12 protein-coding genes are annotated in these 14,310 nt (G+C 69.7%); 4 read left to right on the top strand and 8 right to left on the bottom strand.

Annotated elements, in window-relative coordinates:
- Positions 1-7 precede the first annotated feature (7 nt).
- Positions 8-1,393 carry a DUF6519 domain-containing protein gene (locus tag ABD289_RS24765; protein ID WP_344137901.1) on the top strand — a complete coding sequence of 462 codons (1,386 nt, stop codon included), beginning with the start codon at positions 8-10 and terminating at the stop codon, positions 1,391-1,393.
- A gap of 164 nt (positions 1,394-1,557) precedes the next feature.
- On the opposite strand, the gene ABD289_RS24760 is transcribed toward ABD289_RS24765, so the two are convergent.
- Positions 1,558-2,397: a helix-turn-helix transcriptional regulator gene (locus ABD289_RS24760; RefSeq protein WP_344137898.1), complete on the bottom strand. Its 840-nt coding sequence runs from the start codon at positions 2,395-2,397 to the stop codon at positions 1,558-1,560.
- 78 nt (positions 2,398-2,475) lie between these two features.
- Between ABD289_RS24760 and ABD289_RS24755 the strand changes: the two genes are divergently transcribed.
- The 3 genes from ABD289_RS24755 (at position 2,476) to ABD289_RS24745 (ending at position 7,134) form a co-directional block, all read left to right on the top strand.
- Positions 2,476-4,182, top strand: a complete 1,707-nt coding sequence (locus tag ABD289_RS24755) for an AMP-binding protein (protein WP_344137895.1) — start codon at positions 2,476-2,478, stop codon at positions 4,180-4,182.
- Between the two features lie 120 nt (positions 4,183-4,302).
- Positions 4,303-6,642 (top strand): molybdopterin cofactor-binding domain-containing protein, encoded by a 2,340-nt coding sequence (locus ABD289_RS24750; RefSeq protein ID WP_344137892.1) that lies wholly within the window; start codon positions 4,303-4,305, stop codon positions 6,640-6,642.
- Positions 6,643-6,657: 15 nt separating this feature from the next.
- Positions 6,658-7,134, top strand: coding sequence for a (2Fe-2S)-binding protein (locus ABD289_RS24745; RefSeq protein WP_344137889.1), 477 nt, complete (start codon positions 6,658-6,660; stop codon positions 7,132-7,134).
- 100 nt (positions 7,135-7,234) lie between these two features.
- Here ABD289_RS24745 and ABD289_RS24740 read toward each other — a convergent pair whose 3' ends face one another.
- The 7 genes from ABD289_RS24740 to ABD289_RS24710 all read right to left on the bottom strand — a co-directional run bounded on the left by ABD289_RS24740 (position 7,235) and on the right by ABD289_RS24710 (position 14,008).
- Positions 7,235-7,516: a DUF3040 domain-containing protein gene (locus tag ABD289_RS24740; RefSeq protein WP_344137886.1), complete on the bottom strand. Its 282-nt coding sequence runs from the start codon at positions 7,514-7,516 to the stop codon at positions 7,235-7,237.
- Positions 7,517-7,951: 435 nt separating this feature from the next.
- Positions 7,952-9,559 carry a solute symporter family protein gene (locus ABD289_RS24735; RefSeq protein WP_344137883.1) on the bottom strand — a complete coding sequence of 536 codons (1,608 nt, stop codon included), beginning with the start codon at positions 9,557-9,559 and terminating at the stop codon, positions 7,952-7,954.
- 31 nt (positions 9,560-9,590) lie between these two features.
- Positions 9,591-9,932: a DUF485 domain-containing protein gene (locus tag ABD289_RS24730; protein ID WP_344137880.1), complete on the bottom strand. Its 342-nt coding sequence runs from the start codon at positions 9,930-9,932 to the stop codon at positions 9,591-9,593.
- Between the two features lie 190 nt (positions 9,933-10,122).
- Positions 10,123-11,796, bottom strand: a complete 1,674-nt coding sequence (locus tag ABD289_RS24725) for a sodium/solute symporter (protein ID WP_344137877.1) — start codon at positions 11,794-11,796, stop codon at positions 10,123-10,125.
- 3 nt (positions 11,797-11,799) lie between these two features.
- Entirely contained in the window at positions 11,800-12,150 is a 351-nt protein-coding gene (locus tag ABD289_RS24720; RefSeq protein WP_344137874.1) for a hypothetical protein, read from the bottom strand.
- Positions 12,147-12,926: a LytR/AlgR family response regulator transcription factor gene (locus ABD289_RS24715; protein ID WP_344138090.1), complete on the bottom strand. Its 780-nt coding sequence runs from the start codon at positions 12,924-12,926 to the stop codon at positions 12,147-12,149. Before ABD289_RS24715 ends, ABD289_RS24720 begins: the two co-directional genes overlap by 4 nt.
- Positions 12,926-14,008, bottom strand: a complete 1,083-nt coding sequence (locus ABD289_RS24710; RefSeq protein WP_344137871.1) for a sensor histidine kinase — start codon at positions 14,006-14,008, stop codon at positions 12,926-12,928. Before ABD289_RS24710 ends, ABD289_RS24715 begins: the two co-directional genes overlap by 1 nt.
- Positions 14,009-14,310 lie beyond the last annotated feature (302 nt).

Genomic DNA, 14,310 nt, shown 5'->3' with positions numbered 1-14,310 from the left:
ACTTCCCATGCACGCCGATCTGTCCCGCATCAGCTTCCGCCCGGAGCGCGGCTACTCCGCGGTGGTCGCCCAGCAGGGCCGCGTCCAGCTCGACGCCGACACCAACGAGCAGATCCTCACCCAGCTGCACCAGCAGCGCATCACGCTCACCGACCTGATCGGCCAGCACGGCGGCCCGGACGGGGCCGCCGGGTTCAAGATCGGCAGGATGACCGGCAGGCACGGGCTCGACGACCTGTCCATCGGCGGTGGCCGCTACTACGTCAACGGAATCCTCTGCGACGCGCACCGTCCCGCGCCCGGCGTCGGCGTGCCCGACGAGAACGAACCGCCGCTGCCCGAGCCGGAACCGCCGGAGAGCTGGACCTACTGGGACCAGCCCGACGGCTTCCGCAATCCCGAGAAGCCCGGCGACCGACTCCCCTCCGAGCTGCCGTACCTGGTCTACCTGAAGGTCTGGGAGCGCGTGGTCACCGCAGCCGAGGACCCGGAACTGCGGGAAGTGGCGCTGGGCGCGGAGACCTCGGCGCGGCTCAAGGTGGTCTGGCAGGTGCTGGCGCTGCCCGCCTCCGAGCTGCGGGTCACCAATGCGGACGCTCCGGTGGAGGCCATCCAGGGGGCCTTCGACGAGTGGGCGGGCAAGCAGGCCTACAAGCCCGCGCGCCTGGCCGCACGGGCGCAGCGTCCCGACGACACCGACGACCCGTGCGCGCTGCGCCCCGACGCCCGCTACCGGGGTCCCGAGAACCAGCTCTACCGCGTGGAGATCCACGACGGCGGGAGCGCGGCTGAGGCGACCTTCAAGTGGTCGCGCGAGAACGGCTCGGTGGTCTTCGGCGTCGACGATCTGGACGGAACCTGGGCGAGCTTGGCGTCGCTGGGCGGCGACACCAAGCTCGATCTGGACGTCGGCGACCACGTGGAGTTCGTCGACACCGCCTACACCAGCCGCCGCGAACCGCAGCCGCTGCTGCGCGTGGAGGAGCTGGACCTGCCGGAGCGGCGAGTGCGGCTGTCGGCCGAGCCCGCCATCGGCTTCCGGCCCGAGTTTCACCCGTTCCTGCGCCGCTGGGACCAGCGGGAGAACGGCCACCTCGGACGGCCGATGCGCGGCGGCGCCATCCCCGTCGACGAGGGTCGTTGGATCCACCTGGAGGACGGTGTGGAGGTCTTCTTCAACCCCACGGACCCGCAGGGCCCCGGTTACCGCAGCGGGGATCACTGGATCGTCGCCGCCCGCGCCGCCACCGGTGACGTGCAGTGGCCCACCGACCGCGCAGGCCGGCCGCTGCTCGAACCTGCGATAGGCGTCGCCGAGCACTACGCCCCGCTGGCGTGGGTCGCGAGCGACCAGAAGATCGTCGACCTGCGGATGACCTTCGGCCTGACCTGAACACGTTCCGCGAACAGTCGATCCCGTCCGGGGGACGTGACAGTTTTGCCTATAACTGTCCGGACAAAACGGGCGCCAGCGTCTCACAGTTTTAGGCAAAACTGTCACGGCCGCTGCGTTCCCCGTCGTCGAGGCGCGTGGGGACCGGGATCCGATGGCTCGTGCTACGGCAGCAGGCCCTGCCTGCGGGCGTTGACCACCGCCTGGTGGCGGGTCCTGGCGTTGAGCTTCTGCATGGCGTTGCGCAGGTAGCTCTTGACCGTCTCGGGCTTGAGCCCCAGGCGATCGGCCGTGTCGGTGTTGCTGCAGCCCAGCGCGATCTGGGCGAGCACGTCGGTCTCGCGCTCGGACAGCGCGATCCCGGACCCGCCGGAGCGGTCGTGCAGCCGATCGCACAGCGAGCGCAGCCGTGCGCGCATCGCCGGATCGTCCGTGGTGGCCGCGAGGTCGCGCAGTTCGCCGTAGGTGACGCGGAGTTCCTCCACCGCTGCCGGGTCCCCGGCGGGCTGTTCCTGGTCAGCGCCGAGCAGGCGCATCCGGCGGTCGACCTCGTCCTGGACCCGGAACTCCTCGGCCAGCCGCTTGGCCGCGGCGGTCATCACCTCGATCGCCCGCGCGCCCAGCGGCGCGTCCCCGCGCACCGCCGAGTACAGCACCGCGCGCGGAACGCCCGACATCACCACCGGCACCGCCACGACCGAGCGAATGCCCTCGGTGAGCACCTCCCGGTCGAACTGGTGGGTGATCGTTCGCGCGGTGGCGTAATCGCTGATCAACCTCGGCCAGAGCTCGTCGAGCACCTTGCCGCCGAGCCCGGAACCGGCAGGTACGTCCAGTCCGCGCAATCCACCCGTGCGAGCACCTTGCAGCTCCGAGATTCGCAGCGTGCCATCGGTGACCCGACCTCCGAAGGTCAGTCCCACGTCGAGCTTGCCGCGCACCGCGCGCAGCTCGGCTCCCACGGCATCCTCATCGCGCGGGCGCAATAGCGCTGGCGTCGTCATCGGCGCCACCCTTCCGTTCCCCGCCCACACCCCTATCCGGGGGTGGCTCGGTCTCCCCGTTGAGAGCAGGATGATGACATGAGTGATGTGACAATGGCCACCCACAACTTCCGGGCCGCCCGGGACACCTTGCTCGACCTGCGAGAGTCCCATCGCGACGCGACGCGCGCCTTCCACTGGCCCGAATTGGGGGCGCGGTTCAACTGGGCGGTGGACTGGTTCGACGTGATCGCCGAGAACAACGATCGACCGGCCCTGATCATCGTCGAGCAGGACGGCACGCGCACCTCGCGCACCTTCGCCGAGATGTCGGAGCGCTCCGACCAGGTCGCCCACTGGATGGCGGCCCAGGGCATCGGCCGCGGTGACGGCGTGCTGCTGATGCTCGGCAACCAGCTGGAGCTGTGGGAGTCGATGCTGGCGGTGATGAAGCTCGGCGCGGTGATCATGCCGACCACCCCCGCGCTCGGGCCCGCCGACCTCACCGACCGGGTCGAGCGCGGTGGCGCGCAGCACGTCGTCGTCGCAGCTCACGACGCGAACAAGTTCGACGACGTGCCCGGCGACTACACCCGGATCGCCGTTGGCGAACCGGTGGCGGGCTGGCTGGACTTCGCCGATTCACACAACGCCCTCCCGGGCGCGCGCGAGCATCCCGGCACCGCGCCGGACGACCGCTTGCTGCTGTACTTCACCTCGGGGACCACCAGCAAGCCCAAGCTCGTCGAGCACACCCAGGCCTCCTACCCGGTCGGCCACCTGTCCACCATGTACTGGCTGGGGCTGCGGCCCGGCGACGTGCACCTCAACATCTCCTCCCCGGGCTGGGCCAAGCACGCGTGGAGCTGCTTCTTCGCGCCGTGGATCGCCGAGGCGACCATCTTCGTGCACAACTACGGGCGCTTCGACCCGGAGGCGCTGCTGACCCAGATCCGCTCCAACGAGGTCTCCACGTTCTGCGCACCACCGACCGTGTGGCGAATGCTGATCAAGGCCGACCTCTCCGGCGGTCCCGGTGGACTGCGCGAGGTCATCGCGGCGGGCGAGCCGCTCAACCCGGAGGTCGTCGAACAGGTCCGATCGGTGTGGGGCCTGACGCTGCGCGACGGATTCGGCCAGACCGAGACCACCGCGCAAATCGGCAACACTCCCGGCTCGAAGGTCAAGCCCGGTTCGATGGGCAGGCCGCTTCCCGGTGTTCCGGTGGTGCTGGTCGACCCGGTCTCGGGCGAGCCGGGCGACGAGGGCGAGATCTGCCTGGACCTGTCCTCGCGGCCGCTGCCGCTGATGACCGGCTACCAGGGCGACCCCGAGCGCGACGCGGAGGCGACGGCCGGCGGCTACTACCACACCGGTGACCTGGCCTCGCGCGACGAGGACGGCTACATCACCTACGTGGGCCGCGCCGACGACGTGTTCAAGGCCTCGGACTACAAGGTGAGCCCGTTCGAGCTCGAAAGCGTGCTCGTCGAGCACCCGGCGGTGCTGGAGGCCGCGGTCGTGCCCGCCCCCGACGAACTGCGGATGGCCGTGCCCAAGGCCTACGTCTCGCTGGCGCCCGGTTACGAAGCCACTGCGGACACCGCGCGGGAGATCCTGCGCCACGCGCGCGAGCACCTCGCACCGTTCCTGCGCGTGCGGCGGCTCGAGTTCGCGGAACTGCCGAAGACCATCTCGGGCAAGATCCGCCGCGTCGAGCTCCGCGAGCGCGAGCGCGAACAGGGCACGCGAACCGACCAGCAGACCGAGTGGCGGGACGAGCAGTTCCCGGAAATCCGCACTTGATCGAGTAACCGGCCCGGACGGGGGGCGCGCACCCCCGTCCGGGGGTGGTGGGCGAGATCGTTTGCTGGTGAACATGTTCCACGCAGTTTCCGAACATGTTCCCCTCGAGAGGACTCGCCCATGACGTCTTCCGATGCTGACCACGTCGGGCACTTCTCCCTCGGCAGACGCCGGTTCCTCGGTTTCGTGCTGGCCGCACCGACCCTGGTAGCGGCCGCGCGGGTCGGTGCCGGCGAGGCCGAAGCCGAAGTACCGAGCAATCCGCAGGTCGCCGATGCCTACGACCTCAACGACGCGCTCACCGATGCCGCGCGACCCACCGCCAACCTCATCACGGTGCAGGTGAACCCGGACGGTTCGGCATCGTTCGCGTTGCCCCGCACCGAGGTCGGGCAGGGCATCACCACCGCGGCCGCGATGCTCATCGCCGAGGAGATGGACCTCCCGGTGGAGAAGGTCCACGTCAGCCTCGCCGACGCGCGACCCGAGCTGGTGTTCAACCAGCTCACCGGCGGTTCCAACACGCTCAACGCGATGTACACCCCGATCCGGGTCGCCGCCTCGATCGCCAAGGGCCGATTACTGCAAGCCGCGGCCGCCGAGCTCGACGACGTCAGCGGCACCCTCACCGCGCGGGAAGGCCTGATCACCTCCACCACCGGAGCCGTGCTGCCCTACGGCGATCTCGCGCAAAAGGCCGCCGCGCGAGAGGATTCGACGGTCGAGGCGCAGCTCAAGCCGGAGTCGGAGTTCCGCGTGGTCGGCAAGCCGCAACCGCGCATCGACGCGCTCGCCAGCGTCACCGGGAAGAAGAAGTTCACCACCGATCTCAACGTCCCGGGCGCGAAGCCCGCGATGGTGTGCCGACCGCCCACCATCAACGGCAGCCCGCAGGCGGTGCACAACACCGCCGAAGTGCTGGAGATGCCCGGCGTCACCGACGTCGTGCCGATCAGCACCGGGGTCGCGGTGCGCGCCGAGACCTTCGGGCAGTGCATCGACGCGGTCAACGCCCTCGACGTCGACTGGGGGCCTGGCCCCGTCGAAGGGCAGTCCGACGACACCGTTCTCGAAGAGCTCAAGGCCGCCACGCCACCGATGGCCGTGCCGTCGGTCCCGGGCGCCAAGACCCTCGACGCCGAGTTCTCCTTCGCCTTCGTCAACGGCAGCGCACTCGACACCAATGCCGCGATCGCCGATGTGCGCGCCGACGGCGCCGAGATCTGGTCGAGCGTGAAGGTCCCGATCGCGGCCCAGGCCGAGATCGCGAAATCCCTGGGTCTGCCGCAGAACGCGGTGAAGGTGCACGTCGTCGACGGCGGCGGTTCCTTCGGCCGCAAGCTCTTCCACGACGCCGCGGCCGAGGCCGCCGAAACATCGAAGAAGATGGGCAAACCGGTCAAGATCATGTGGCATCGCGTGGACGACTGCCGCCAGGGCCGCGTGCATCCGATGTCGTTCTCCCGCATCCGGGCCAACTACGGCGCCGACGGCGTGATCAGCTTCGAACAGCACCACGCCAGCGTGCGCACGGACTTCAGCCACGGGTTCGGCGAGGCCATCACCAACGCGGTCTCGCGCGCACCGGCGTCCGGTCCGGTGCTGTCCGAGACCATCTTCGAGCTCACCCAGAACTCGCCGTACAACTTCGGCCCGTCCAAGCAGCTGCTGACCGAGACCCACCAGTCCGCGGCCGAGAACCAGCCGCGCGGCACGTTCAACACCAGCAGCGTGCGCAACGTCTACTCGCCGAACGTGCGCTGCGCGCAGGAGCTCGTCGTCGACCAGCTCGCCGAGCAACTGGGCAAGGACCCCTACGAGTTCCGCCGCGAGCACGTCAAGAACGACAAGTTCCGGACCGTGCTGGACAAGGCCGCCGAGGTCGGCGAGTGGGGAAAGTCGCTACCGGACGGCATGGCCCAGGGCATCGCGGTGCACACCGAGTACAAGCACGTCACGGCCTGCCTGGTCGAAATCGACTGCCGCCCGGCGACGGTCAACCGCCCGATCCGCAACGGTGTCACCGGCCCGCGGGTCACCCGCGGAGTCTTCGTCACCATCCCCGGACAGGTGGTGGTCAACCCGCTGGGCATGAAGGCGCAGATCGAGGGCGGGTTCCTCGACGGCATGGCGCAAGCGCTCACCGCCAGCGTGCACCTGGTCAACGGGAGCATCCTGGAGGGCAGCTGGGACAACTTCTTCTACGCCCGGCAGTGGAACGTGCCGTTCGACTTCGAGGCGGTCATCCTGCCGCCCGATCCCAACGACCAGGTCTCCGGCGGAGGCGAGGTCGGCGTCGCCCCGTCGTTCGCGGCGGTCGCCTGCGCCTACGCCCGCGCCACCGGGTCGGTGCCAACCACGTTCCCGATCAACCACAACGATCCGCTGGCCTTCGACCCGAAGCCGTTCGTCCCGCCGCTGCCGCCGTCGCCGACCAACGGCCTGCGCTACACCTACTGATCCGAGGAGCACGAGATGCCCGAACACACCTTCAAGCTCAACGGCGAACAGGTCACGGTGGACGTCCAGGACGACGAGCGGGTGCTGTGGGTGCTGCGCGACGTCCTCGGGGTCACCGGCCCCAAGTACGGCTGCGGCATCAACGTCTGCAAGGCCTGCACGTCGCACATCAACGGCAAGGCGTTCAACCCCTGCTCGGTGCGGGTCGCCGATGTCTCGGAAGAGGACGAGATCACCACCATCGAGGGCCTTCCCGACACCGCGGGCGCCGAGCTGCACCCGATGCAGGAGGCCTGGCTGGAATACGACGTCGCCCAGTGCGGCTACTGCCAGCCCGGTCAGATCATGGCCGCCGTGGCCAAGGTCCGGCAGGCGCGCGCCGAAGGGCACTCGATCCGCGAGGAAGATCTCGACGAGATCCGCAACATCTGCCGCTGCGGCACGTACTTCCGCATCCGGGAGGCCATCCGCGCGGGTGAGCAGAACATGTGAGCGAGCCGCCGATCTCGCCGCGCGGGCGCGAACTCCCCGCCTGCGCGCTACGAGATTCGGCCCTGCGGCTCGTCGCTCCGGGTGGCCGGGACAGTCCCGGTCACCCGGAGTTCTGTCGCCGCTTCCAGCGCAGCCAGGATCCGGACGCCAAAGCGCCGATCGCGCAACAGATCCCGATGAACACCATCAGCGGCAACCCGGCCAGCGAGCCGAGCACCACGACCACCAGGCCGATGCCCACCAGGGTGTTCAGCGTCCGCACGAGGTTCCCGCCCGGGTGCGCGTTCACGCCGGTGCGGACGTACTCGGCGAACCGGGGATCGTCCTGGACGAACCATGCTTCGATCTCGCGCAGTCGGCGCTTCTCGTATCGACTCAGCATGGCGTCCTCCCGAATCGCCCGGGAGGTTCCGCGCACCGAGGTCGACACCGACCAACCGTTCGACCGATGCGCCGAACCGCTGCCTTTCCGGTAGGGGTCCTTTCAGCACGGCGCGGTAGCCGCGTGCGGTGCGGGACTCAGCCAGCACCGCCGCGGGTTCTCGGACGTCGCCGGGCGACGACGGCCGCAACGCCGCGCAGGTCGCTGCTCAAGTCGCGGCTCCCGCAGCCCGACGGCGTCCGAGAACCCGATGCCCGCACCGCCACGCCAGCCGCGACCTCAAACAGCTCCGTGGACAAAAGCGTGGCACGTTCCGGAACCGGACACAACGGGCGGGTTCGGACGCTGATCGTCCGAGCCCGGACGAGAACGAGCCGGGCGCCCGAGGGGGGGCGGGCGCCCGGCTCACCGAAGACCGTCGAACACCGCTGGGGATCAGTGCGAGACGGCCTTCTCCGCGCCCGCGCCAGTCAGGGAACGGACCTCCATCTCGGCGTACTTGTCCTCGTTGTGGTCCTTGGACAGCATCGTGCCCATCCACCCGAGGAAGAACGCCAGCGGAATGGAGACCAGTCCCGGGTTCTGCAGCGGGAACCAGTGGAAGTCCACGCCCGGCAACATCGAGTTCTCGGTGCCCGATACGGCCGGCGAGAACACGATCAGCACCACCGTGCTGGCCACGCCGCCGTAGATGCTCCACAGCGCGCCGGAGGTGTTGAACCGCTTCCAGAACAGCGAGTACAGGATCGTCGGCAGGTTCGCCGAGGCCGCGACCGCGAAGGCCAGGGCCACCAGGAACGCGACGTTCTGGTTGCGAGCCAGGATGCCGCCGAGGATGGCCACCGCACCGATCACGACGGCCGTGATGCGGGCGACGCGGACCTCGGCGTTCTTGTCCTCGACCTTGCCCCGCTTGATCACGTTCGCGTAGATGTCGTGGGCGAACGAAGCCGAGGCGGTGATCGTCAGACCGGCCACCACGGCCAGGATCGTGGCGAAGGCGACCGCGGCGATGAAGCCGAGCAGCACCGGTCCGCCCAGCGCCTGCGCCAGCAGCGGTGCCGCGGCGTTCGACGAACCGGGCGCGTTCTCGATCGTCTCCGGTCCCACGATGGCGGCGGCGCCGTAGCCCAGCACCAGCGAGAACAGGTAGAACAGGCCGATCAGCCAGATCGCCCACACGACCGAACGCCGGGCCTCCTTGGAGGTCGGCACGGTGTAGAAGCGCATCAGCACGTGCGGCAGACCCGCCGTGCCCAGCACCAGCGCGAGACCCAGCGACAGGAAGTCCAGCCTGCTGATGGAGCTCTCGCCGTACTTCGCGCCCGGGTTCAGCAGCGCCTCACCCGAGGGCGCCTTGTCCACCGCGCCCTGCAGCAGCGCGGTGAAGTCGAAGCCGTAGATGCCCAGCGTCCAGGCGGTCATCACGAAGGCACCGGCGATGAGCAGGCACGCCTTGATGATCTGCACCCAGGTGGTGCCCTTCATGCCGCCGACCAGCACGTAGACGATCATGATGACGCCGACGATGGCGATCACCAGCGCCTGCCCCGTTCCGCTGCTGACGCCGAGCAGCAGCGAGACGAGCACGCCGGCACCGGCCATCTGCGCGAGCAGGTAGAAGAAGCTCACCATGAGCGTCGAGGTGGCCGCGGCAGCGCGCACCGGCCGCTGCTTCATGCGGAACGACAGGACGTCGCCCATGGTGTACTTGCCGGTGTTGCGCAGCAGCTCCGCGACCAGCAGCAGGGCCACCAGCCAGGCGACCAGGAAGCCGATCGAGTACAGGAAGCCGTCGTAGCCGTAGAGCGCGATCGCGCCGACGATGCCCAGGAACGACGCCGCCGACAGGTAGTCGCCCGCGATCGCGATTCCGTTCTGCGGCCCGCTGAACGCGCGCCCACCCGCGTAGTAGTCGGCCGCGCTCTTGGTGTTCTTGCTGGCGCGCAACACCACGACGAGCGTCACCACGACGAACGCCGCGAAAATACTGATGTTCAGCAGTGGGCTGCTGCCCTGCAGCCCCTGCGCGAGATTGCTCATCCCTGCTCCTTATCGGTGCGGCGAAGTCTGTTCACTGGCCGTCTTCGACCTTGCTGCGGACGCGCTCGGCCAACGGGTCCAAACGTCGGTTGGCGTAGCGCACGTACAGCGCGGTGATGGCGAAGGTGGAAACGAACTGCAACAGGCCAAGCACCAGGCCGATGTTGATGTTGCCGACGAGCTTGATGGACATGAAGCCGTGCGCGTAGTCGGCCAGCAGCACGTAGACCAGGTACCAGACCAGGAACAGTGCGGACACCGGAAAGACGAACGAGCGGAGACGGCGACGCAGCAGAACGAAGTCTTCGCTGCGGTGCGCCTCGTGCCACACATCGTCGGTGGGTGGCGGGGTCGCCGGATCGGTGGTGCTCACGGATGCCTCCCTAACGTGTGAGGTCCGCCACGCTAAGGAGCATCGAGTTGGGAGTGACACCCGTCTCCGTTCGATGGTCGACGGGTGCGACGAGCGGTTGACGAGCGGTCGGCGACCTCGGACGAACGGTCGGGAGGTATGCCGCGCCGTTACATCGAGGTTTCCAGCCCGTGCACGATCGCGCCACCGCCTAGGAGCGGGATGGTTCGTCGAGATGCAGCCGCAGCATCGCCGTCTCCGCCCACGGCGGTGGCTTCCCGCGCAACGAGATGGCGATCATGGTGGCAAAGGCCAGCGGGACGGCCCACGGAGCGGGCTGGGCCACCAGGATCGCCGGCCAGCCCTCGAGCTGCGGGCCGAACAGGGTCGCTGCGATCGCACCGGAGGTTGCGGTCAGGCCGACCAGCACGCCCCAGAGCGCACCCGTGCGGGTCAGTCGCGGCCACCAGATGCCGAGCACGAGCAGCGGGCAGAAGGTAGCGGCAGCGACGGTGAAACCCCAGGTCACGAGGATCCCCGCGGACAACCGGGTGGCCGGCAGCGCCAGCAGCACCACCACCGCGGCGGCGGCCAGCACGGTCCAGCGCAACTGTCCGAGCCCGCCCGGGGTGAGATCGTGCGAGATCGCACCGGAGACGACCAGCAGCAGGCCCAGCGAGGTGGCCAGGAACGCCGCGAAGGCGCCACCGGTGAGCAGCGAGGTGAACAGCGTCCCCACCCATCCCGTGTCGACCTGTGCGGGCAGCCCGACCACCACCGAGTCGGTGACCCCGGACAGGTACAGCTGGGGTTTCAGCACCCGGCCGAGCGCGCCGTAGATGCCGGGGAACAGGTAGAAGCTGCCCAGCAGCAGCACCGTGATGGCCGCGGTGCGGCGAGCTGCGCGACCGTCCGGGCTCGCGTGGAAGCGCACGATGACGTGCGGCAGGCCCATGGTGCCGAGCATGGTCGCCACCAGCACGGCCCAGGTGCCCAGCAGCGGGTGATCGGCGCCCTCCAGATCCAGCAGCGGACGCCGCCAGTCCGGACCGCCGGGAGCATCGATGCCATCGATCTGGGGCACCGCGGCACCCGACGGGAAGGTCAGCGTCCGGCCCGCCTCGATCTCGTGGGCGCCCGCGGGCAGGTGCACGAGCTGGCCGTCCGGGGCGCGCGCGGTGGTGGGCTGGGTGACCTCGAGATCGACCGATACCCGGAAGGTCACCGCGGTGTCGGTGGCGAAGTGGGTGTACTCCACCGGGTGCAGCGCGTCGTGCCGCACGTCCGGCCCCACCTGCAACAGCAGCCACACCGCGGGCACCACGAAAAGCACGAGCTTGAGGCAGAACTGGAAGGCCTGCACGTAGGTCGCCGCGCGCATCCCGCCGAGCGCGAGGGTCACCGAGACCGCGGCACCGGCGATGACCACGCCCACCCAGTACGGCGTCCCGCTGACCACGCTGAGCACCAGCCCGGCGGTGCGGAACTGCGGCACCAGGTACAACCCGCCGATGATCAGCACCACGACCGCGGCCAGCCGCCGCAGCTCCGGGGAGGCGAAGCGCGCCTCGGCGAAATCGGGCACCGTCAGCGCCCCGGAGCGCCGCATCGGCGCCGCGACGAGCACCAGCATCGCCACGTACCCCGCCGTGAACCCGACCGGATACCAGAGCGCACCGACTCCGTTCGAGACCATCAGCCCGGCTACGCCCAGGAACGACGCCGCCGAGAGGTACTCGCCGGAGACCGCCGCCGCGTTCAGCAGCGGCGAGACCTGCCGCGAAGCGACCAGGAAGTCCGAGGTGGTGCGCATCGCCGCCACGCCGCGCAATCCGATCAGCAGCGTCAGCAGCACGATCAGCGCCACCGCCACCAGGGCGAACACGGCTCAGCCCCCCTCGGTGCGTTCGGCACCGCGCAGCTGCCAGCGCGCCAGCGCGGCCATCGCCGGATACGGCAGCAGCACCAGCAGCAGCCACGAGACCGGAACGTCGAGCACGCGCAACCCGTCGAGCCCGGGAGCGGCGGCCAGCACCAGCGGAAGCCCGAAGATCAGCGCGAACAGCAGCAGCAGCGTGACGGCTCCGCGTCGCCGCTGCAGGTGGTAGAGCCGTTTCGCGCGCGCCGCCTCCCCCGGTTCGAGCCGAGGGGCGCGCCAGCGGCGGCGCGGCATCCGGCGAGCGTGCGCGGCCCGGGTTTGCGGACTTGTCACCGCGACCCGCTTGGGACCGCCGCTCATCCACTCCCCCGCTGATTGGCCAGTTCCGCGTTGCGCGCGCTTTCCAGGAGCCGTTCGCGCAGGTGCCGGGCGTGCCTGCGGCTGACCGGGACATCACCGGCCTCGGTGTGCGCGTTGAGCGCCCCGGCGGAGTCGCTGCGCAGTTCCCGCACGGCCGCCAGCGAGAGCAGGAAGCTGCGGTGCACGCGAACGAAACCGGCTGCCTCCCAGTACTCCTCGAGCCGCGAGATGGGCATGCGCACCACGTGCACCCCGCCGCGGGTGTGCAGCCGCACGTAGTCGCCGTGAGCCTCGGCGAACAGCACCTCGCTGCGCCGCACGTAGCGGGTGCGACCGGCGGTCTCCACCGGCAGCGCGACCATCGCGTCCGGCTGCGAGGGCGCGGGCTCGGGAACGTCCTCGGCCGCGAGCAGCCGGTTGACCCGGTCCAACGCGGCGGAAAGGCGCTCGGCGCGAACGGGTTTGAGCAAGTAGTCGACCGCGCCGATGTCGTAGGCGCGCACTGCGTGCTGTTCGTAGGCGGTGACGAACACGACCACCGGCGGTGCGCTCATCTTCGCCAGCAGCGTCGCCAGCTCCATGCCGTCGAGACCGGGCATCGAGATGTCCAGGAAGGCCACGTCGAACTGGTCGCTCTGCAGGGTCTTCAACGCGCTGAGCGAGTCGGAGGCCGCGGTCACCTCCGCGATCTCCGCGGATTCGCGCAGCAACCGGCACAGCTCGTCGAGAGCGGGCGGCACATCATCGACCGCCAGCACGCGCAGTCCAGGCGACATCACGGCATCACTCCCGGATGGAATCGTGGCACGCGGACGACCACTCGGGTCCCCGCTCCCTCTGCGGTTTCCACGACCAGCCCGTACCAGGCCCCGTAGACGCTGCGCAGCCTGCGATCGACGTTGGCCAGCCCGACCGACTCCGGCGGACCCTTGCCCGCGAGGATCGCTTCGGCCTTGGCGGGATCCATGCCGACCCCGTCGTCCTCGACGCTGATCACCAGGTCGGTGTCCTCGGCCTCGCCGCGCACCTGAACGGTTCCGGAACTGTCCGAGCCAGGAGTGAAACGCGGCTCCATGCCGTGCCGCACGGCGTTCTCCACCAGCGGCTGCAGCACCAGGTACGGGATCGCCACGGCCAGCACCTCGGGGGCCACCCGGATCTGCACCCGCAACCGCTCGCCCAGCACCGCCCGCTGCAGGGCCAGGTAGGTCTCGATGGCGTGGAACTCGTCGGAAACGGTGGTGTAGTCCCGGTGCCGGGCCAGGCCGTAGCGGATGAACTCGGCGAAGTCGAGCATCAGCTCGTGCGAGCGCTCCGGATCGGAGCGCACCAGCGAGGCGATCACCGTCATCGCGTTGTACATGAAGTGCGGGGAGATCTCGGCGCGCAGCGCTTGCAGCTCGGCCTGCGCGGCCAGCTCGGCCGAGTGCTCCAGGCGGCCGTGATCGAGCGCGTCCTCCACCCAGGCGGTGGCTTCGCGCACCGCCGACATGCGGACCTCGCCGTCGACGACCAGCACGCCGGCGAGCTCCTCCTGCACCAGCAACGGCATCGCGACCAACGGCGGACGGCCGCTGCGGGTCTCGGTGTGCACCACGTCGGCGACCGCCCCCATCGCGTCGGCCTCGGCGTGCGGCCCACCGGACCACTGCACGGCACCGGACAGGTCGGCGATCCCGACCGCGTCGACGTCGAGGAGCTTGCGCAGGTCGCGCAACGCGCTGGGCACTCCGGGTCCGGTGGGGCCCGCGCGCAGGTTCTCGGCCATCCGGCGCGCGACGCGCAACACCGATTCGGAGTCCGAACGCCGCAGCCACCACGCACCGCGTTGCGGCTTGCGGTCGGTTGGCACCGGCATCAACACCCCAAATCACCATCGACGAGTTCCTGGGATGTTAATCCGCTTGAGCGAACCGTGCGAGACCGTTCGTCAACCGCTCGTCGCGGTCGAGCCGCTTTCGAACGCGTCAGGTACACGCCTGGTCGAACGGGTAGTGCCGCACATCACGGTCCTGACCTACGGTGCGTCCCGAACACCCGCCGCCAGCGATCAACAGGGAGTGTCCGTGAGCATCGACGCCCAGGACCGAGTCGTACGCCCGTCCGAGGAGTTCGCGGCGCAGGCCAACGCCACGTCGGCGCTGTACGCCGCAGCGGACG

The organism is Saccharopolyspora halophila (assembly GCF_039531955.1).
GTDB lineage: Bacteria > Actinomycetota > Actinomycetes > Mycobacteriales > Pseudonocardiaceae > Saccharopolyspora > Saccharopolyspora halophila.
Note: the sequence above shows the minus strand (reverse complement) of the source record. Positions and strands in the feature narration are given on the sequence as shown.